We start from the raw sequence: 21,039 nt of genomic DNA on the forward strand, positions 1-21,039 counted from the left end.
ATCCGGATCGTGTACCGGCCGTCCCTCCCGCCCCCGCCGTCGATCCCGTTCCGACCCAGGCTCCTGGTCCGATCGACGCTCCCGNTCCGACCCAGAATCCCGCTCCGGTGGACGCTCCCGCTCCCACCCAGCACCCTGGTCCGATCGACGCTCCCGCTCCGACCCAGGCTGTTGTTCCGGCCGATGATCCCGCGCCCGCGGCCAAGCCGGATCCCAAGCCGGAGCGACACCCGAAAGCAGCGCCGACATTCGAAACGCGCGCGGACATCGACGATGAGGACAAGGACCAGGCCGATGCCGCGCCCATCGACAAAGCGCAAGCTGATGCCGCCGCGGATGGCGAAGCAGAAGGCCAGGCAGAAAGCGGAGCGGGAAGCCCCGCAAAGGCCGAAGCCGAAGCCCCGGCCGAGGCGGCCGCGGCGGATGAAGCCAGGGAGCCGGAGGCCGCGGAGCCGGCCGAAACACCGCCGGAAGCCGAGGCAGTCGTCGCGGCCCCGCCGGCGCCCGCCGTCCCCCTGTCGGCCCAGGACACGCTGGCGGTCAACAACGCCGCGCTTGCCGCCGGCCAGGGCATCTGGAACGCGCAGTTGGGCGCCATCGACCGGCGGTTGCGCGCGATCCGTCACAACAGCGGCCTGGCGCCACCCAGCGGCATCCATGCAGTCGATTCCGCCAGCCTGGGCATCTGGATCGAAGCGCTGGACGGGCGACAGAAAATAGACCATCCACTGACCGGGACGTACCGGCAAGACCTGTATGGCTTCATCGCCGGCATCGACCGCGCCATCGATGTCGCGGCCGGCCGCTGGCACATCGGCCTGCTGGCCGCGCAGGCCCACAGCCGCCGCGACTTCGACAAGGGCAAGGGCAGCACCCGCGGCGCGCACCTCGGCGGTTATGCGACTTTCGTCGGCCCGCGCGGCAGCTATGCCAGCGCCATCGTGTCGGTGGGCCGCTATCGGCATGACATGCATGGCCGGAAGACCGACGACACGCCACTGGACGGATCCTTCCGCAACAAAGGCATCGGCGCCGCGCTGGAGGCCGGCCGCCGCGTCGAACTGCCGCGCGCCTGGTTCGTCGAGCCTTATGCCGGTGTGAGCTATCTGCACGTAGGCAGCGCGCGCTACAGGCTGAACGATGGCACCCAGGTTCGCGATCGTGGCGGCCATTCCCTGCAATGGCGTGCGGGTTCACGGGTCGGCCGCGTGATCGAGACCGGCAACGGCGGCACCGTGATGCCCTATGTACGGTTGGGCTATGCGTATGAACGGGGCAACCGCAACCGGGTCTCGGTCAACGACACGACCCTGAACGCCGATCTGGGCGGCAGCCGTCTGGAAGCCGGCGCCGGCGTCGAGGCGCGGCTGGGCAAGGCGCACAGCCTGTACGTCGATCTGGGCTACGCCAAGGGCAAGCGTTTCGAGCAATCCCGCATGGTGACGGTCGGCTACCAGTACCGCTGGTAACGCCATGGCGCGCGGGGCGCGGCCGCACCGCGGGTAACGCCGGCGAACCGCGCGGATGGACTCGGCACCGGCACCGCCACGGAACAGAAAAGCCGGCCGGCGTACATACCGCTCTGTCCTTCCCACGCACCGCCGGCCGCGATCGCCAACAATGAAGACGATCGCGGCCGGCTTGCGTTGAGCCCGGTCTCTGCCGGGCGGGAACCGTATCGCAGATGCCGGAGGAGCAAGCAGTCATGGTTGGTCTACACGTCCATAAAGCTGTCTATGGACCCGAACGCAAGCGCAGCGTCCCCAACGCTGTCCCCTCTGGCCGCAAGACACGCCGGCCGAAAACCATCATAGGCGTGGGAGAACCGGCACGAGCCAGGTCGGCCTGGAAAGGCGGCGGCGCACTCGGTGGCGCGCTGGGGGGAGCGATCGGCGGCGCCGCGGCGCTGGGGTTGTTGATGAATCCGTTCTGCGATGCGCGCGCGCAGGAGTACGCCGCCGAATACGGCTGGTCCGACCGCGGCATCGAGGTCACCGACGGCGACCGCGACCGCAGGACCCGGGTCCTGGGTCCGGTGCGCACGCATGGGGACACGGAACACGGCGTCAAGGCGCTGCGGCATGGTTCCTCCGATCTCACGGGCCCGACCATCCATACCTTCGGCAGCGATGCGTACGGCGTCTACTACAGCGGCGCCGCGCGGCTGTTCATTACCGGCGCCCGCATCACCACGCGCGGCGAGCGTTCACACGGCGTCGGCAGCGTCGACGAACGAGGCGACGATCTTCCCGACTGGGCCTATGCCAATACGGGCGAGCTGCGCATGGCCGGCAGCACCATCAACCTGGAAGGCAACAACGCCCATGGAGTGCATGCCGTCGGCGACACCGGCATCATCCACCTGGGGCCGGCCTTCGATGCGGGATCCGGCGCGCAAGGGCACGACGGCGGGCCGGCGCCGGCACATCAGTCCGATCGCGACGTGTGGATCTTCGGCAAAGGAGAACGCAACACCGCCATCCACGTCGTCGCCAACCGCCGCGTCACCTTCAACGGCGTCAGGGCAATACTGTACGGACCCGCCAGCACCGGCATCCTGGTGCGGGAGAACGCCACCCTCGACGGCCGCAACCTGTGGCTGTACGGCGGCAACGCGGATAGCGTCGGCCTGCGCGCCGTCGGCCGGATCCCATGCGCCATCGATGCGCGCCGCAGCCGCTGTCCCGAAGCCGATACCACGCTGCGCATCACGCATGGCTTCGTCCATATGCAGGCGCCGCGGTCTCCGGCGGTGGAAGTGCAGCGCGCGCGCGTCCATCTGCGCGACGTATACCTGACCACCGGCCCCGATACCCCCTACGCGGTCGGCAACGAAGCCGGACGTTTTCGATTCAGCGGCGACGAAACGCGCGCGGTGCTGAAAAGCAGGGGTGCCGCGCTGCGCGCATGGGTGCGGGCGCCGGAAGAAAGCGCCGCCTTCTACCTGAGGAAAGCCGACATACGCAGCGGCAACGATACGCTGCTGGAGCTCGTCCGGCCGGACGGCGCGGCAACGCCGCGCCCGCGAGCGGTCCCGCGCAAACACTACGTGATGCTGCAGCTGGACGACACCCAGGCACACGGCGCCGTGCGCGGCATACCGGACTCGCGGGCGCACATCCATCTCGCCCACGGTTCGGTCTGGCGCGGAAATACCGATATCGGCGGCAAGGTCTACATCGATAGCCGCAGCACCTGGGTCATGGACGCGAACTCCACCGTCGATAGGCTGACGATGTCGCCCGGCGGGACGCTGCGCTTTGCCAGGCCCGAGGCCGGCGGCGAACGTGCCCCGCGCTTTCATGGCCTGACAATACAAGAACGCCTGCGCGGCAAGGGGCGCTTCGAGATGCACACGCATCTGACACGCGGCGCCGCCGACCGCGTGGACATCCTGGGCGGCGCGCGGGGCTCGTACGCGGTACTGATCACCGATCATTCGGGCGACGACGACACCCTGGGCCCGCGGGCCGTGCCCATCGTCCAGGCCCGCCGCGGCAATGCATCGTTCGTCCTGGAGAACGACGGCCAGGCCGTGGACGTGCAGGGCCATCGCTACACCCTGGTCAAACGCCGCACCGCATCCGGCGTCGTGTGGTCCCTGGAGCGCGAGCCCGACGACGCGCCGGTCGACGACACCGCTCCGCGGGGATCGCCGGGAACGCCGGCCACCGGCGGCCCGCAAGGCGACGACGGCGGCAAGGGCGGCGCGCCAGGCGGGGGCCAGGGACCGGACGGGCAGCGGACGACGGATGGCGGCAACACGCCTGCCGCCGGCGGATCGGACGCGAGCGATGGCGGAGACGACGGCGTGGATGCGCCGATCGCGCGGGACGACGACGGCTTCGACGAGGACGGCGATCGCGACGGCGATAACAGCCCCGGCCCGGAAGCCGGCGAGCCGGCGGCCGATCGCGGCGCCATCGCACTCGGCGCGTTCGAAGACGATACCGTCGAGCCTCCGCCTTCCATCCGGACGTCCCTGGTAAACAACAGCGGCATCGCCTCGGCCAGCGCGCTGTGGATGGCGGCGCTGCGCGCCGTCGAAGATCGCGGCCAGGCCTTGCGCGCTGGCGGCGACGGCGGCATCGACGGGCCGGACGCGATGTTCGCCCCCATCGGCGACGGCATCTGGATACGCGGCATAGACAAGCGCCAGCATCCGCGGTCATCGGCCGGCGGCTACAGGCAGTCCCTCTGGGGCTATACCCTGGGCGCGGACCGTACCGTGAAAGTCGCCGCCGGACGCTGGCGCCTGGGCGGCAGCGTCAGCGAGGTCGACGCGCACCGCGACTTCGACGACGGCAAGGGCCGCGCGTCCACGGTGCTGTTCGGGGCCTATGCGGTATTGCAGCTGGACAACGGCGCCTATGCCAGCGTGGCGGCATCCGCGGGACGCTTCCGCAACACGGTACAGGCAAGCGGGCCGGACATCGGCGGCACCGTCATCGGCAAGTATCGCCAGAGCGGCGGCGGGCTGTCCGTCGGCGGCGGCCAGCGCCTGAACCTGTCGCAAGGCTGGTTCATCGAGCCCGGCGCCGGACTCAGCTACTTCAAACTGGGCGGCGCGCGCTATACGCTCAGCGACGGTACGGCGGTGCACGACCGCGGCGGCCATACCCTGCAATCACGCGCCAGCGTGCGCGCCGGCCGCGGCATCGACCTGGGCAACGGCAACACGGCCGCGCCGTACGTCAGGTTCAGCTGGCTGCGCGAATTCGGCAACCGCGGCAGAATACGGGCCGACGACGCCGCCCTGCGCACGGATATGTCCGGCAACCGCTATGAAATCGGCGCGGGAGTGGAGGCACGGCTGGGCAAGCGCCACTTCCTGTATGCCGACGTGGAGGTAGCCAAAGGCGCCCACCTGACGCGATCCCGGGCAGTCGTGGCGGGCTACCAATACCGCTGGTAGATCGTCGCCGCCGGCCCGCTTCCGCCGCCCGGACCGGCGCCGCGGCCGCGCGGCGTCAGTCGGCGGTGATCCCGGCGGACTTGATCACCGTGGACCACTTGGCGGCTTCGGCGTCCAGGTATTTGCCGAAGTCCTCCGGCGTGCCGGGCCTGGTGGTGACGCCCATGCCGGCCAGCACCTTCCGGGCATCCGGACTGGTCAGCGCCTTATTGATTTCCGCGTTCAAGCGGCCGACGATTTCGGGCGGCGTGCCCTTGGGCGCCATGAAGCCCCACCATACGCTGGCTTCGAATTCGGGGAAGCCGGCTTCGGCGGCGGAGGGCACGCCGGGCAGCAGCGCCAGGCGTTCCTTGCTGGCCACGACCAGGCCGCGCAGGCGGCCGGACTGCAGTTGCGACAGGCCCTGCACCGGATCGAGCAGCATGAAGTTCACGCGGCCGGCGGTCAGGTCCACGATGGCCGGCGCGCCGCCTTTGTACGGCACGTGCAGCATATTGGTCTTGGTCACGTACTTCAGCAGTTCGGAACCCAGGTGGGCGGAACTGCCGGGGCCGGCGGAAGCGTAACTGATCTTGCCCGGATCCGCCTTGGCGGCATCGACGATGTCCTTCAGCGACTTGGCCGGCGAATCCGCGGGCACCATCATGATCAGCGGCGAGGATCCGACATAGGCGACAGGCGTGAGCGACTTCAGTTCGGCGAACGGGCGCTTGGGATACAGCGCGACGTTGGTGGCCAGGCCGTTGGCGCCCAGCAGGATGGTGTAGCCGTCGGCGGGCGCCTTGGCGGCGGCCTCGTTGCCCACGCTGCCGTTGGCGCCCGAACGGTTTTCCACGACGATGGATTGATTCATCTGCTGGCCGATGTGCTGCGCCACCAGGCGGCCCAGGATATCGACCGCGCCGCCGGGCGGGAACGGCACGATCATCCTGATGGGCTTGTCAGGGTAGTGGGCCTGGGCCCGCGCGGCGCCCATGGGAAGGACGGCCGCGACGGCCAGGGATGCCGCCACCAGCCAGGCCGGCGCGCGGAAACGTGCTGATTTCATGTCTGCTCTCTTTGTTTGTATAAAAAAAGGGGGCCTCGCCCCCACTGACGTCAGGCGCCGCCGTCGAAAGCGGATTCCGGCCAGCGCAGGATTTGCGCGGCCGCCTTGCCCATGACCCACGCACGGCTGTCGTCGTCCAGGAAATCCAGCGCGACGCGGAAATGGTCGACGCACTCCTGGTACGTGCATGGCAGGCGGGTGTAATCGGAACCCCACATCGTGCGCCGCGGGCCGAAGGCCTCGAAGATGCGCCGCAGATAAGGGTTCAAGTTGGCGAAGGGATAAGGCTCGTTGCTGTAGCACGGCGCGGCCGAGGCCTTGACCGAAACATTGGGAAAGCGCGCCAGCGCCAGCAACTCGTCGAGGTCGGCGAAGGCGGCGTCATCGCGCAGATTGCTGCGGCGAGCCATGTGGTCCAGGACCAGGCGCAGGCCGGGATGGCGCTGCGCCAGATAGGGGATTTTGTCGACGTGGCCGGGCACGAAGACCATCAGCGGAATGTCCAGGCGCTCGCAGGCCGCCCAGAACCAATCCATGCCGCCCGGCTCCAGCCAGCCGCTCCATTTGGGCTTGTGGAAGGTCATGCGGATGCCCAGCATGCCGGGCTGGTCCAGCCACTGCTCCAGGCGTTCGCGCGCGTCGGGCGCTTCCGGATTGAAGCGGCCCATGATGGCCAGGCGCCTGGGATGGCGCGCCGCGGCTTCCAGCGCGGTGTCGTTGCTGTCGCCCACCGGTGACGGCGGCACGATGATGGCGCGCTGCACGCCCGCCGCGTCCATGGTCGCCAGGAATTCTTCCGCGCCCAGCGGTTCTTCCCGATGCGGGCGGGCGCCCTCCACGGCCACGAAAACCTTGCGTTCGACTTCTTCCGCCGGCCACGGCCGGTCAGGCCGATGCGCTTCCCACAAATGCACCTGGGTGTCGGTAATCAACACGCCGCTCTCCCGCGCGCGCCGTGTCGCCGGCCGCGTCAAATGTATGGGAGTGTGACTATAGAGCCGGCAAGGCGAGAGCGAAACGGCATTTCCGGTCTAGCTGCTATTACAGGAATGAATATCGTGATTGTGGTGCCGCACTGAATGCCGCTGTATTGCGGCCGCCGCGCCAGCCTCGGCGATCACGCTCCGCGTCGCGATGCCGCGCGCTGAGCGGCCCGCGCCAGCGCCTTGGGGACGAACTCGGCGATCAGTGTGGCGGTCTGCCGGCCCAGCACCGTCTGCGGGCGTTCGGCGGAAGTGGCCAGCGCCAGCGTACTGGTGATGCGCGGCGACACGATGCGGCGGGCGGAAAGCTTGGCCGCATCGGCGGCGATCAGCAAGGCGTTCTGCGTGACGATGGCGTGACCGTGGCCCTGCGTCACCAGGTCGACGATCGCGCCGACCGCATCGATTTCCAGCGCGACCGCGATCTTGCGGCCCAGGCCGGCCAGCCGGGTTTCGACCAGCATGCGCAAGGGATGCGGACGGCTGGGAATGATCAGCGGGACATCGGCCAATTCCTTGACCATGATGGAGGCGCCCTGCGCCGCTTGTCCTTTGGCGCGCCGTTCGATCAGGAAGAGCGGGTCTACGCTGAGCGGCAGGAATTCCAGCGCCGGCGATGGCATGGGATCATGCAGGACCGCCACATCGATGCGGCCGGACAGCAGCCATTCGTGCAGATGCACGGTCAGGCCTTCGGTGATGCTCAGCGTGGCGCGCGGGAAGGCGCGGCGGAACTCAGCGACGAAGGGCGCGGTCAGCAGGCGGCCGATGGAATGCGGCACGCCGACGACGATACGCCCCACCGGCGATCCGCGGGCCTCTTCCACTTCCTGGCGGGCGCGATCGAACTGCAAAAGGATCCCGCGCCCATGGGCGAGCAGTCGCTTGCCGGCCTCGGTGGGCGTGACGCCGCGCCCATTGCGATAAAGCAGCGTCTGCCGCAACTCGATCTCCAGCCGCCGCACCTGCCGGCTGAGCGCCGGCTGCGCCACATCCAGGATCGCCGCCGCCTTGGTGAAGCTGCCGAGTTCGGCAACGTGGACGAAATATTCGAGTTGTCGCAGGTCCATGAAGTCTCCCACTGGCCAGCCAGGTATGGCGGGACGTGCATGGCCCGCCATACCGCCGCGGCCGATGGCCAAGCGGGACGATACAACATGGGGAACGGCCGGGACCCGGCGCTATCAATCCAGCTGCAGATGCGCTTCGTCGACGACCTTCTTCCACTTGTCGATTTCCGCGCGGCGGAAGGTGTCGAGTTCGGCGGGCGTCGAGCCGACGAGTTCCGCGCCCATGTCGGTCAGCTGCTTCGAGACCTGCGGGTCCTTGAGCACCTGGGCCAGCGCCTTCGAGACCTGTTCGACGATGGCCGGCGGCGTGCCGGCCGGGGCGAAGACGCCGTTCCACTCGTAGGAGGCGTAGCCGGGCACGCCGGATTCCGCGATGGTGGGCAGATCCGGCGCCGCCGCGGATCGCTGGGCGCCCCCGGTGGCCACCGCGCGCAGCTTGCCGCTGCGCACGTGGGCCCATGACGAACCCATGCTGGCGAACATCACGGGCACCTGGCCGGACATGACGTCGACCATGGCGGGACCGCCGCCTTTGTAGGCGACGTGCTGCATATGGGTATGCGCCAGGAAGTTGAACAGCTCACCCGCCAGGTGCTGCGCGGATCCGGGGCCGGACGAGGCGTAGTACACGTAGGGACCGTCCTTGGGCTGCGCCAGCTTGATCAGCTCGGCCACCGTCTTGACGGAATACGACGGCGTCACCACGAGGATATTGGGCACGCGCAGCAGCAGCGATACCGGCGCGAAATCGCGCAACGTATCGAAGGTCATCTTGCTGTGCAGGGCCGGGTTCTGGCCGTGGTTGGACGCATCCATCATCAGCGTGTAGCCGTCCGGCGCGGCCTTGGCGACGTAGGCTCCGCCTATCATGCCGCCGGCGCCGCCCTTGTTCTCGATGACGACCGGCTGTCCCAGCTCGGCCGACAGGCGCGGGCCGATCAGGCGCGCGACCAGGTCCACCGTGCCGCCGGGCGGATAGGTGACGACCAGGGTGATGGGGCGTTCGGGATAGGCGGCCGCGGCGCCCGTCGCGGCAAGCGCCATGGCCAGGGGCGCCAGCAAACGGCCGGCGTGGCGTGCCAGCGAGTACAGAAGGTCGGATTGCATAAGTGTCTCCGTCGTATTGGTATGAGGTTGGAAATAGTTTGAGGATGCAAGAACCAGGCGTCTATCGGGCGGGTACCGGCATCATCGATCGATCCGGAACAGCCGGGACGGCGCGTCCCCCAGGATGATGCGCCGCGTATCGGCATGCGGAATCCAGCGGTCCAGCCAGTGGCGGGTGGGTTCATACGTGATATGGCGGTGTTCGGTATGGGGCCAGTCGCTGCCCCATACCAGCCGCGCCGCGGTATACGCGTCCAGCAGCTGGCGCGTGGCCTCGCGGCCCGCCGTGGCCGCCTGCTCGTGGGACCAGTTGCGGTAGGCGCCGGACAGCTTCACCCAGACGCGGTCGCTGCCGGCCTGGCGCAGCAGGTACTGGAAGCCCGCATCGGCCACACCCAGCGCGGGGTCGGGGCGGCCGAAATGATCGACGACCACGGTGCAGCCGGCGGCCAGCAGGTGCGGCAGCGCGTCCGGCAGGCGGCGGGCGGGCACATGCAGTTCCACGTGCCAGCCCAGTTCCGTCACGCGCGCCAGCAGGCCGCGCCAGGGCGCCGTATCCAGCGGCGGCGTGGCCTGCCCGAACAGGTTCAGGCGCATGCCCATCACGCCGGCGGCCGCCATCTGCCGCAAGGCGTCGTCCGCGATGCCGGGATCGATGACCACGACACCGCGCAGCCGCGCCGGGCAGGCGCGCAGGGCGTCCAGCAGATAGCGGTTGTCCATGCCCAGGAAGCTGGGCTGCACCAGCACGCCGTGCGTCATGCCGTGCGCATCCAGCTGTGCCAGATAGTCGGCCAGCGTGGCGTCGTGGCCCGGCGAGTAGCGGCGCCCTTCCGCCAGGGTCAGCCCCTGTTCGAAAACGTGGGCGTGCGTATCGATGGCGACCGCACGCGGAGGCGCCCCGGCCGAGGGCGACACGCCCGCCGGCAAATCGCGCCCGGCATCCGCGTCCTGGGATTCGGCGAAAACCGCCATGTATTGCTCCGGCCTGTATGGATCTGGATCGGGCGCATTCTAGGCAAGCCATGTATAGTTTTCTATGCTCCAATTGTCGCTTTTATATATCTTCCCGATATGGAAACCCGTCACCTTCGCTACTTCCTGGCCGTCGTCGACCACGGCAGCGTGAGCCGCGCGGCCGCCTGGCTGGGACTGGCGCAGCCGGCACTGAGCCAGGCACTGGTACGGATGGAAAAGGAACTCGGCGTGCGCCTGTTCGAGCGGTCGCGCCGCGGCGCCCTGCCGACGCCGGCGGCGCAGGCCATCCTGGAAGATGTGCGCGCCAGCGTCGCGCGCATCGACGCCGCCGCCGCGCGGGCGCGCGACATCGGCCGCGGCAGCGCGGGGCAGCTTACCGTCGGGCTGGTATCGTCGGCGCTGTTCGACACCCTGCCGCGCGCGCTGCGCCAGATGCGCGAGCGCGCGCCCGGCGTGCGCGTGATCCTGCGCGAAATGAGCAACGCCGAGCAGGCGGAAGCCCTGCAGACCGGCGAAATCGATATCGGCCTGATGCATACCCCGGTCGCCGTGGGCGGCCGCATGCGCGAACGCCAGCTGCTGCGCGACCGGCTCGTGGCCGCCGTTCCCGACGAGTTCGACGTCGCGCGGGACGGCAGCGTCACATTGGCGCAGATCGCCCGGGCAGGCCTGGTGCTGTTTCCGCGCTCGCAGTTGCCGGTGCTGTACGAATCCATACTCGACGCGATGCGCAAGGCCGGCCATCCCGCCCGCGTCGTGCAGGAGGCGAACCGCACGCTGACGGTGCTGGCCTGCGTGGCCGGGGGCTGCGGCGTCGGCCTGTTGCCCAGCTGGATACGGTCGCTGGATTTCCGCGGGGTGCGCTTCTGCCGCGTGGCCGACGGCCAGGGCCTGCCCAGCTTCAACCTGAGCGCGATCTGGCCCGCACGCTCCACGCCTACCTTGGCCGATATGTTCGCCAACCTGGACCTGGTACCGGCATAGGCGATTGCAACGCCGTGCCGGCCGGCGGGCCTGGGGAAGCGCCGGATGGCGACGGCGGGACTTTTACGCCATAGTGCCAGCGGCCGTTCCGGCATAAACCCGCGATGCCTCATGCTCAATACCGCGCTCAAGTATTTCCTGGAAGTCGTCAACAATGGATCGCTGACCGTCGCCGCGCAGATGCTGCACGTCGCGCCGTCGGCGGTCAGCCGCATGATCCGCAAGCTGGAAGACGAGTACGACACGGTGCTGTTCGACCGCCATGCGCGCGGCATGGTGCTGACGGAATCGGGCCAGCTGCTGGCCGCGTACGCGCGGCGCGCGCACCTGGATGCCGAACGCGCGCGTTCCGACGTGCGCGACCTGAGCCAGGTCGGCCAGCGCCTGGTGAAGATTTCCGCCAACCAGGCCTTCGGCCGCGACCTGCTGCCCCGCCTGATCGGCGAATTCCGCAAGGTCGAACCCAGCGTCCGCTTCCAGCTGAACATCCTGCAGTCGGAAGAAATCAACCGCCGCGTGCGCGAAGGCAAGGACGATATCGGCGTCAGCTACAGCCTGTCCGCGCCGGAAGGCGTGCACGTCCAGCACGTCGGCATCCTGCCGGTATGCGCGGTCATGCCGCCCGATCACCCTTTGGCGGGACGCCGCGAACTGTCCATGCAGGAAATCGCCGGCTATCCGGTGGCGTTGATGGGCCACGGCAGCACCATCCGCTTCATCGTCGATCTATGCTGCATGCACGAAGGCATAGAGCTGGACGTGGTGATGACCAGCAACAACATGGGCGCGCTGCAGAATTTGAGCCGCAACTACGGTCCCATCATCTTCGGCAGCCGATTGACGGTGCTGGCCGGCATACAGCGCGGCGAGCTGGTGGCCGTGCCGCTGACCAATGCCGACCTGCACCAGCGGCACTTCCATATCCAGACCATGCTGGGCCGCGAGCTGCCGCCCAGCGTGATGCACATCGTGCAGGCGATCGTGCGCGATGTGACGGCGGCGGCCTGATCCGCTATTCCACCGTCGCGGCCCAGTCCGGCTCCTGCCAGGCCACATCCGTATCGAGCGGCCACACCGGCCGCGGCAGGCGCTGGAAGTTCACCCGCCGCAGATTCGGCGTGGTCAATCCCGGGCTATCCACGTCGTGGATGCGGTCGGGCGTGAAGAACTCATCGAAGCCGGCCCGGTAGTGTCCGCGGCTTTTGACGATCAGGTTCCTGACCGTCGCGATGTCGATGCCGTGCATCTCCACGATGCGCGGCTCGGCCAGCTGACGGCGCAGGCTGCCTACGATGACGCGCAGTCCGGAACCTTCGAGCCGCAGCAAGGCGCTCGGCCCCAGCGAGAACTTGCGCCCGCGCATGACGCCGCGGCGGCCCGTGCCTTCGCCGTCGGTCAATTTCAATATCTCGGCGCGCGCCTGGAAGCGCTTGGAGAACGCCGACTCCTGCCGATTGAAGACCGCGTCGAACGAGGCGCCCTCGCCCAGCGCGTGCGCCTCCGCCGCCAGATCCGCGTCGACGAACACACCCAGCACCGTATCGGGAATACGCGCCTGGTGAAACGCGGCCAGCAGCCACGAGGTATTCCCGCGCCCGCCGCCGCCGGGGTTGTCGGCCACATCGGCGAACAACAGCGGAACGGTGGAGGCCGCCGCCACGGCGACGGCGCGTTCGACTTCGATCATGTCCGGCACATAGCGGTGCCTATCGTTCCAGGCGGCGCGCGCCAGCGTCAGGGCGGTGCGCCGCGCCGCCGCCAGGTCGCCGCGCGCCGTCACATTGATGGTCAGGCCGCACTTGGGAATGTCGGCGAACACGAAACCGCCCAGCACCGACACATTGGCGATGGGTCCCTGCCCGGCCGGCGCCATGCAGGCCTGGGCCTGGGCGATCAGATCGGCATAAGGCCCTTCCCGGGTACCCAGCGTGACCGAGGGCGGCGTCAACGGCAGGCGGATATGCGCGGTGGCGGTTTTCATGCCGGCCAGCATCTCGTGCAGCAGGTCGGCGGCCTCCGCAGCGCGTTCGCGCTGGTCGACGTGCGGGTTGGTGCGATAGCCGATCAGCGCGTCCAGCGCATCGACCGTGGCCGCCGATACGTTGGCATGCAGGTCATGGGTCGCGACGATGGGCACATCCGGTCCCACCATCCGGCGCAACATGGTGGCCAGCACGGCTTCGGTATCGTCCTCGTTTTCCGCGGTCGACGCGCCGTGGTTGGCGACGTACACCGCATCCACCGGCAATACGGCCCGCAGGCGCTCGCGCACTTCGCGCAGGAAGGTCTCCCAGACCGATGCGCTGGCCGGTCCGCCCGGCGGCGCGCCGATGACGATCAGCGGCAAGGGTTGCCACGCGCCCAGGGCGTCCATGCGTTCATAGAAACCGGGAAGTTCGCTGGGCAAATGGCTGACTTGCCGCGCCAGGGTGCTGATGCCCTCGCCCTCTTCCCAGCATTGGGCACGGAAGTCGGCCTCCACCGACAGCGGCGCGAAGGCGTTCGACTCCAGATGGAAACCCAGTACGGCGACGCGCGGACCGGATGCGTTCATGACGGTCTCCCTGCCTCAGGCCTTGCGAGCGGTATAGAACAAAGGTAGCTGCGGCTGGAAATCCTTCCATTCCGAGCCATAGGCGCTGACCTGGTAGCTGGCGCCCAGCGGCACGTACGGGACGTCCTCGATCACCTGCAGCTGGATCTGTTCGCAGATTTTCTTCTGCGTCGCCAGGTCCGGCGCGTTGAACCAGTCCTGCCGCAGTTGCTCCAGCTTGGGGCTGTCCGGCCAGCCCCACCACGCGGCCTTGCCGTTGCCGCGCAAGGCCAGGTGGCCGGCCGGATCCAGGTTGTTGGGACCGGTCAGGCCGGTGAAGGCGACGTTCCAGCCGCCTCTGGACGGCGGATCCTGGTTGTTGCGCCGCTGCACCGCGGTGCCCCAGTCCATGGTCTGTACATCCACGTTGAGGCCGATGCGCTTGAACAGGTCCGCGGTGACCAGCGCGGCCGCATGGTAGTCCGGAAAGTCGGCCGGATCGATCAGCACGATGGGCTCGCCCTTGTAGCCGGCGGCCTTGATATCGGCGCGCACCTTGTCCAGGTTGCGCTTGCCCGTCAGCTTATCCATGCCGGCGTCGCTCGCCATCGGTGTGCCGGGCACGAATACGCCCATGCGGTCGGTCCAGTATTCCTTGAACTCGGTGCCGTTGATGGCGGTCATGTAGTCGGTCTGGTTGATCGATGCCAGGACCGCACGGCGCATCAGCACATTGTTGAACGGCGGTTGCAAGTGGTTGAAGCGCAGGATGGCGACGGTGGGCAGGCTGCGCTTCAGCAAGGTAATGGAGGGATCGGCCTTGAGCACGCCGATGAAGTCCTTGTCCACGGCTTCCACGCCGTCGACTTCGTGCGCCTGCAGGGCCGCGACGGCGGTGGCGCGGTCAGGCACGACGTTCCAGCGCACCTCGTCCATGTAGGCCACCTTGGGGCCGGCGCTGAACTGCGGCGGGAAGCTGTCCTTGCGCGGCACGTAGCCGGTGAATTTCTCGTAAACCACGCGCGAGCCCGACACCCATTGATCGCGCATGAAGCGGAAGGGACCGCTGCCTATCATCTCGGTGACCGGCTTGTCCTCCGGCCCCTTGGCCAGGCGCTCGGGCATGATGGCGGCCATGCTGCCGGTCTGGCGCGCCAAGGCATGCAGCAGCAAGGGAAACGGCTGTTTCAGCTTGAACTGCAGCTGCTTGTCGTTCAGCGCGGTCAGCTCGGCGGTGGCGGCCATCAGGGATTTGCCCATCAGGTCGCGCTGCGCCCAGCGGCGCAGGCTGGCGACGGCGTCCTGCGCCCGCACCGGCGATCCGTCGTGGAACACCAGCTGGTCGCGCAGGGTGATCACCCAGCGCAGCTGATCGGCGTCCATCTCATGGCCGGCGGCCATTTGCGGGTGCGGCAGGTAGTCGTTGTCCATGCCGTACAACGTGTCGAAGACCATCTGCGCATGGTTCTGCGTGATGGTGGCGGTGGTGAAGGTGGGATCGAGCAGCGTCAGGTCGGTCTGCGGAATCCAGCGGAATTCGACGCGCGGCGCGGCACGCAGATAGCCCGGCAGGGCCAGGCTCGCCGCGCTGGCGGAGGTGGTGATCAGGAAGGTCCTGCGGTCCATGTGGTGCTCCCGTGCTCAAGAGTGAATGAGGCCGCGCGGCGGGCGCATGGCCGGTGTCCGGGCGCCGCTGCCGGATTGCCCGGCGACTTCGCGGCGGCCGTGCGACCGCGAATCGCGGATCGATGAATCGCGGTTCAATACAAGCCCCCGACCTGGTGCCGGGCGACGAAATGCCCCGGCCCCACCTGCTCCAGCGGCGGGACGTCCGGTTCGTAGCCCAACGGCCGGACCGGGCTGGGCAGCTCCGCGTTGTCGACGCGGACTTCGCGGCGCCGCGTCGGGTCGGGCACCGGCACAGCCTGCATCAGCTTGCGGGTGTAGGGATGGCGCGGGTCCTCGAAGACGGCCTGGCGCGGGCCGATTTCGACGATCTGGCCCAGGTACATCACCGCCACGCGGTGGCTGACGCGCTCGACCACCGCCATGTCGTGCGAGATGAACAGATAGGACACGCCCAGCTCGCGCTGCAGGTCGATCAGCAGGTTGACGATCTGTGCCTGGATGGAAACGTCCAGCGCCGATACCGATTCGTCGGCGATCAGCACGCGCGGATTCACCGATAACGCGCGGGCGATGCAGATGCGCTGGCGCTGGCCGCCGGAGAACTGGTGCGGCCAGCGCGTCGCCATGGCCGGATCCAGGCCCACGCGCTCCATCAGCGACGCGACCCTGCGGTCGGCCTCGGCGCCGCTGGCGACGCCGTGGATCAGCATGGGCTCCTTGATGGACTCGCCCACGCGCATGCGCGGGTTCAGCGATGCGAAAGGGTCCTGGAAGACGAACTGCATGCCGCGCCGCAACGCGCGCAGCGACAGCGGATCGTCGGGGCGCACGTACTGGCCGTCGAACTCGACGCTGCCGGAGGTGACGCGCGCCAGCTGCAGGATGGAGCGGCCGGTCGTGGTCTTGCCGCAGCCCGACTCGCCGACCAGGGACAGGGTTTCTCCGGCATGCAGGTCGAAGCTGACCTTTTCCACCGCATGTACCCGGCGCTTCACGCGCGCCAGGATGCCGCCGCGCACGTCGAAGCGGGTCACGAGATCGCGCACGCGCAGGATGGGGTGCTTGCCAGGCGCGTCCCGGCCCGCGACGGCCGCCGCGGACGACGCCGCTCCGGGTGCGGGAGCCGTGGGCGGCGCTGCCGGCGGTTCCATTGCCGACGCCGGCGCGGAGGCCGCGGCCTCACGCGGCGCCGTCTCCAGCAGATCGAACCGCGCCGGCGCGGTCGTGCCGCGCATGGCGCCCAGCTTGGGCGCGGCGGCCATCAGCGCCCGCGTATAGGGCTCGCGCGGATGCGCGAACAATTCCGTCGCGCCATTGCTTTCGATGGCGCGGCCATGCCGCATCACCATCACGCGGTCGGCCACTTCGGCCACCACCCCCATGTCGTGGGTGATGAAGATCACCCCCATATCCATATCCCGCTGCAGCTCCCGTATCAGCTGCAGGATCTGCGCCTGGATGGTCACGTCCAGCGCGGTGGTCGGCTCATCGGCGATCAGCAGCGCCGGCTTGCAGGACAAGGCCATGGCGATCATCACGCGCTGGCGCATGCCGCCCGACAACTCGTGGGGATAGCGCCGCATGACCGCCCCCCCATCCGGAATCCGCACGCGGTCCAGAATGCGGCGCGTCTCGGCCTCCGCGCTGCGCGCATCGCCCGGCTGATGCAGCCGGATCGCCTCGACGATCTGCGCGCCTATCGTCATGACCGGGTTCAAGGAGGTCATGGGTTCCTGGAACACCATGCCCAGGTCCGCGCCGCGCATGGCGCGCATCTGCTCGTGCCCGGCGGCTGCCAGGTCGACGATCGTGCCGTCGCGGCGGCGAAACGCCATGCTGCCCCGCGCGATGCGGCCGCCACCGAATTCCACCAGGCGCATGATCGCCAGCGAAGTCACCGACTTCCCCGAGCCGGACTCGCCGACGATGGCCAGCGTCTCGCCGCGGTCCACGTGCAGGGCGATGTCCGCGACCGCTGGAACGCTGTGCGCCCCCGACCCGAACGTCACCGTCAAATCATTGACATCGAGTACGCGGCGCGCGTCCCGGCCCATGTCGATGGCCGGCCCGGCGTGGCCGCCGGCCGCCGGCTCTCCCTGCCGATGCGAGACATTCATTTCCGTCGCCATGGTCAGATCCTCTTCGCCATGCGTGGATCGATGGCATCGCGCAAGCCGTCGCCCAGCATATTGATCGCCAGGATGGTCACCGACAGGAAAATGGCCGGAAAAGCGATCAGGTAAGGCTTGATCTGCCACAGCGCGCGGCCTTCCGCCATGATGTTGCCCCATGACGGCGTAGCCGGCGGCACCCCGGCGCCGATGAAGGACAGGCCCGCCTCGGCCAGGATGGCGACCCCGCAGATATAGGTCGCCTGCACGGTCAGCGGCGCGATGGTATTCGGCAGGATGTGGCGCAACACCACGCGCAGCCGGCCGGCGCCCGCCGCGACCGCCGACTCCACGAATGGCTGTTCGCGCAGCGACAGCACCACGCCGCGCACGAGCCGCACGACGCGCGGAATCTCCGCCAGCGTGATGGCGACGATCACGTTGTGCAGCGAGGCGCGGCTCAGCGAAATCAGCGCGATCGCCAGCAGAATGGTGGGTATGGACATGAAGCCGTCCATGATGCGCATCGCCACCGCGTCGATCCAGCGCACGAAGCCCGCCGCCAGCCCTATCGCCACGCCGACGACCGTCGACAGAATGGCCACGGTGAAGCCGACGATCAGCGATACCCTGGCGCCGTAGATGACACGCGAATACACGTCGCGGCCCAGCAGATCGGTGCCGAACCAGAACCGTTCGCTGGGGGGCCGCGTCCGGTTAACCGGCGACAGCGCCGTGGGATCGACCGTGTGCAGCCACGGCGCGCAGACGGCGATCAGTATCAACAGCAGCAGGAGCAGCCCGCCCAGCGCGATGGTCGGATGCTCGCGCATCGTCCGGAGGAATGCGCGCATCAGTATTTGATCCTTGGGTCGAAAACGCGATAGAGCAGGTCAACCGCCAGATTGATCAGGACGTACATGAAGCTGAACAGCAGGATCACGCCCTGGATCACCGGATAATCGCGGCGCAGGATGGCGTCCACGGTCAGCCGCCCCAGTCCGGGTATCGAAAACACCGTCTCGGTGATGACGGTGCCGCTGATCAATAATGCGACGCCGCTGCCGATCACGGTCAGGATAGGCACGGCGGCATTCTTCAAGGCGTGGCGGAACAACAGCGTACGGTCATGCACGCCCTTGGCGCGGGCGGTGCGCACGTAATCCTGCGATAGCGTCTCCAGCAGCGTGGCGCGCGTGATCCGCGTGATCAGGGCGATATACACGCTGCCCAGCGCCAGCGCCGGCAGCACCAGCGTATGCAGCGACGTCCACAGGCCGCGCGAGAGCGGCGCGTAGCCCTGCACGGGAAACCAGCGCAGTTGCAGGCCCAGCGTCCAGGCCAGCAGGTAGCCGACCACGAAAGAAGGCACGGAAAAACCCAGCACGGCGCCGACCATGATGCCGCGGTCCTGCCAGGCGTTGTGGCGCCACGCCGCCAGCGCCCCCAGCGGCACGGCCACCAGCACGGACAGGATCAAGGTCATGACCATCAGGCTGAAGGTCGGCGCCAGTCGCTGGCCGATCATGTAGGTGACGGGCTGGCTGGTGAACAGGGAGGTGCCGAGGTCGCCATGCAGTACGGCCCATATCCAATGGCCGAACCGCAGCAGGAAAGGCTGATCCAATCCCAGCGTGGCGCGGATGCGCGCGATGTCCTGCGCCGTCGCATCCTCGCCCGCCAGCAGTGCCGCGGGGTCGCCCGGCGCCAGGTCCAGCAGCGCGAAGACGAACAGCGCGACGAACAGCATGACTGGCAAGGTGGCGAGCAGCCGGCGCAGGATGTAGGAGAACATCTGACCTCGTCGTGGAAGGTCCAACGAAGCGCCGTGCCGCGGTCGCCGGCGCGCCTTCCCGCGCACGCCCATCGGCGGTTTTGCGCGGTGCAAAAAATTCTAGGGTTGGGTTAGGCGCGCAACAATTTCAATATTCGGCGCAGGCCGTTGCCGAAATTAGAACTGCCCGCAAAGCCAATGCCGGCGCGGCTTCCCGGGCAGTACGTAGTCGCCCTGATGGGGATATCCCCAGGCGGCCCGGCCGGTGCGCGGGGGCGCAACACGCGGACAACGCTCAGACCGCCACGTCCACCGAGCCCGCCGCCCGCGGCGCGCCGGCATGGCCCCGCGCCAGCGCCGCGTCCGGCGGCGCGGTCACGATGCCGCCGCGGAAATCCACCGGCGGCTGCGCGCGCAGGCGCGCCAGATCCGGCAAGGGCCGGGCCAGCGCCGGGTCGCGCGCCCAGGCCCATTCCAGCGATTTGCAGATTTCCAGCAACGCCAGGTCTTGCCGGAAACCGCCGATGACCTGCATCCCGAACGGCATGCCCGCGTGATCCCGGCCGCAGGGCATGGACAGCGCCGGATTGGTCATCAAGGTGACGACATAGGTCAGCGCCAGCCAGCGATAGTAGTTCTCCTGAGGCTTGCCATTGATGCGATCCAGCGCCAGCTGGGTCCAGGGAAACGGCGACACCGGCGTGGTCGGCGCCAGGATCACGTCGTAGTCGCGGTACAGGTTCTGGAAGGCCTTGAACATGCGGGTCTGGTCCAGGTGGGCCGCGGTATGGTCGGCCAGCGTCATCGACGCGCCCATCTCGTAGTTCGCGCGCGGGTTCGGCCCGAGATTGTCAGGGTTGGCCTCATAGGCCTCGCGATAGCGCGCCACGTAATTGGCGGCGCGTATCACGTCGAAACAGCGATGCGCGGCGCCCAGGTCGGTACGCACCTCGTCGCAGCTTTTGAACAGGCCGCGCATCGCATCGATCTTGGCCAGGAACACGCGGCGGATGTCGTCGTCCACGTCGCACACACCGAAGTCCACGGTATAGCCCACGCGCAGGCCGGCCAGGTCGCGCGGCCGCAGGCTGGCGAAGGCCGCCGCCTCCACGTCATAGGACAGCGGATCGCAATCGGCGCGCCCGGCGATGGCGGACAGGTGCAGGCCCACGTCGTCCATGCAGCGCCCCATGGGCCCGACCACGGAAATCGGCGTCCATCCCAGCGCGCGCCGCTCCACCGGCACCAGGCCGGGCGACGGCCGGAAGCCGATGACGCCGCACTTGGCGGCCGGGATGCGCAGCGAACCGCCGGTATCCGATCCGGTGCACAACGGCAGCATGTCGGTGGCCAGCGCCACCGCCGAGCCGCCCGACGAGCCGCCACAGTTCAGCCGTGGATCGAAGGGATTGCCCGTGGCGCCCCACACCGGGTTGCGCGTATTCGCCCCCGCGCCCAGTTCCGGCACATTGGTCTTGCCCACGACGATCGCGCCGGCGTGCCGCATGCGGCCCACCATCAGGTTATCGGCCGCCGGCACATGCCCCCGGTACATCGGCGAACCGAAGGTGGTCAGCAGGCCCTCGGTTTCCTCCAGGTCCTTCACCCCCAGCGGCAAACCGTGCAAGGCTCCCAGCGGCAGTCCGCGCAGCACCGCGGCCTCGGCGGCCTGCGCTTCCGCCCGCGCGCGCTCGTAGCAGGTGGCGGTGATGGCATTCAGGTAGGGATTCAAGGCTTCGATGCGCGCCAGGCAGGCCTGCAGCAGTTCGACGGGGGAAATCGTCTTGTCGCCGATGGCGCGGCGCAGATCGGCGGTGGTCCAGGAAACCAGGGATGCCTCGGAGGTGGACATGGACATATTCCGGAGGAAAAAGGACCGGACGATTCTGGAAGTCGCGCAGGCCCGT

Annotated in this window: 15 protein-coding genes; 4 read left to right on the plus strand and 11 right to left on the minus strand. The window is 68.5% G+C overall.

Features of this window, described 5'->3' with window-relative positions:
* The first annotated feature begins 107 nt into the window (after positions 1–107).
* Together ACNA0R_RS12925 and ACNA0R_RS12930 are read left to right on the plus strand one after the other, a co-directional pair.
* Positions 108–1,469, plus strand: coding sequence for an autotransporter outer membrane beta-barrel domain-containing protein (locus ACNA0R_RS12925; RefSeq protein WP_415826748.1), 1,362 nt, complete (start codon positions 108–110; stop codon positions 1,467–1,469).
* A gap of 236 nt (positions 1,470–1,705) precedes the next feature.
* Positions 1,706–4,915 (plus strand): autotransporter outer membrane beta-barrel domain-containing protein, encoded by a 3,210-nt coding sequence (locus ACNA0R_RS12930; RefSeq protein WP_415826417.1) that lies wholly within the window; start codon positions 1,706–1,708, stop codon positions 4,913–4,915.
* Between the two features lie 55 nt (positions 4,916–4,970).
* Here the strand turns inward: ACNA0R_RS12930 and ACNA0R_RS12935 are convergent, their stop codons facing one another.
* From ACNA0R_RS12935 to ACNA0R_RS12955, 5 genes are all read right to left on the minus strand, one after another.
* On the minus strand, positions 4,971–5,963 hold the full coding sequence (locus ACNA0R_RS12935) for a Bug family tripartite tricarboxylate transporter substrate binding protein (protein WP_415826418.1): 993 nt from the start codon (positions 5,961–5,963) through the stop codon (positions 4,971–4,973).
* A gap of 50 nt (positions 5,964–6,013) precedes the next feature.
* Positions 6,014–6,898, minus strand: a complete 885-nt coding sequence (locus ACNA0R_RS12940; protein WP_415826419.1) for an amidohydrolase family protein — start codon at positions 6,896–6,898, stop codon at positions 6,014–6,016.
* Positions 6,899–7,080: 182 nt separating this feature from the next.
* Positions 7,081–8,016 (minus strand): LysR family transcriptional regulator, encoded by a 936-nt coding sequence (locus tag ACNA0R_RS12945; protein WP_415826420.1) that lies wholly within the window; start codon positions 8,014–8,016, stop codon positions 7,081–7,083.
* A 114-nt stretch (positions 8,017–8,130) separates the two neighbouring features.
* Positions 8,131–9,123, minus strand: coding sequence for a tripartite tricarboxylate transporter substrate binding protein (locus ACNA0R_RS12950; RefSeq protein ID WP_415826421.1), 993 nt, complete (start codon positions 9,121–9,123; stop codon positions 8,131–8,133).
* Between the two features lie 81 nt (positions 9,124–9,204).
* Complete coding sequence (locus ACNA0R_RS12955) at positions 9,205–10,098, minus strand: amidohydrolase family protein (RefSeq protein WP_415826422.1); 894 nt, start codon at positions 10,096–10,098, stop codon at positions 9,205–9,207.
* A 99-nt stretch (positions 10,099–10,197) separates the two neighbouring features.
* On the opposite strand from ACNA0R_RS12955, the gene ACNA0R_RS12960 reads away from it, so the two are divergent.
* Both ACNA0R_RS12960 and ACNA0R_RS12965 read left to right on the plus strand, forming a co-directional pair.
* Positions 10,198–11,085: a LysR family transcriptional regulator gene (locus ACNA0R_RS12960; protein ID WP_415826423.1), complete on the plus strand. Its 888-nt coding sequence runs from the start codon at positions 10,198–10,200 to the stop codon at positions 11,083–11,085.
* Positions 11,086–11,196: 111 nt separating this feature from the next.
* Positions 11,197–12,093: a LysR family transcriptional regulator gene (locus tag ACNA0R_RS12965; RefSeq protein ID WP_415826424.1), complete on the plus strand. Its 897-nt coding sequence runs from the start codon at positions 11,197–11,199 to the stop codon at positions 12,091–12,093.
* A 4-nt stretch (positions 12,094–12,097) separates the two neighbouring features.
* Here the strand turns inward: ACNA0R_RS12965 and ACNA0R_RS12970 are convergent, their stop codons facing one another.
* The 6 genes from ACNA0R_RS12970 to ACNA0R_RS12995 all read right to left on the minus strand — a co-directional run bounded on the left by ACNA0R_RS12970 (position 12,098) and on the right by ACNA0R_RS12995 (position 20,984).
* Positions 12,098–13,639: a M81 family metallopeptidase gene (locus ACNA0R_RS12970; RefSeq protein WP_415826425.1), complete on the minus strand. Its 1,542-nt coding sequence runs from the start codon at positions 13,637–13,639 to the stop codon at positions 12,098–12,100.
* A gap of 15 nt (positions 13,640–13,654) precedes the next feature.
* Entirely contained in the window at positions 13,655–15,244 is a 1,590-nt protein-coding gene (locus ACNA0R_RS12975; protein WP_415826426.1) for an ABC transporter substrate-binding protein, read from the minus strand.
* A 134-nt stretch (positions 15,245–15,378) separates the two neighbouring features.
* Positions 15,379–17,301: a dipeptide ABC transporter ATP-binding protein gene (locus ACNA0R_RS12980; RefSeq protein ID WP_415826749.1), complete on the minus strand. Its 1,923-nt coding sequence runs from the start codon at positions 17,299–17,301 to the stop codon at positions 15,379–15,381.
* Positions 17,302–17,378: 77 nt separating this feature from the next.
* Positions 17,379–18,212 (minus strand): ABC transporter permease, encoded by an 834-nt coding sequence (locus ACNA0R_RS12985; protein WP_415826427.1) that lies wholly within the window; start codon positions 18,210–18,212, stop codon positions 17,379–17,381.
* Positions 18,212–19,153 (minus strand): ABC transporter permease, encoded by a 942-nt coding sequence (locus ACNA0R_RS12990; protein WP_415826428.1) that lies wholly within the window; start codon positions 19,151–19,153, stop codon positions 18,212–18,214. The genes ACNA0R_RS12985 and ACNA0R_RS12990 overlap by 1 nt, the downstream gene beginning before the upstream one ends.
* A 274-nt stretch (positions 19,154–19,427) precedes the next feature.
* Entirely contained in the window at positions 19,428–20,984 is a 1,557-nt protein-coding gene (locus ACNA0R_RS12995) for an amidase (RefSeq protein ID WP_415826429.1), read from the minus strand.
* Between the last annotated feature and the right edge of the window lie 55 nt (positions 20,985–21,039).

The organism is Bordetella sputigena, assembly GCF_965137885.1.
GTDB lineage: Bacteria > Pseudomonadota > Gammaproteobacteria > Burkholderiales > Burkholderiaceae_B > Bordetella_C > Bordetella_C sputigena.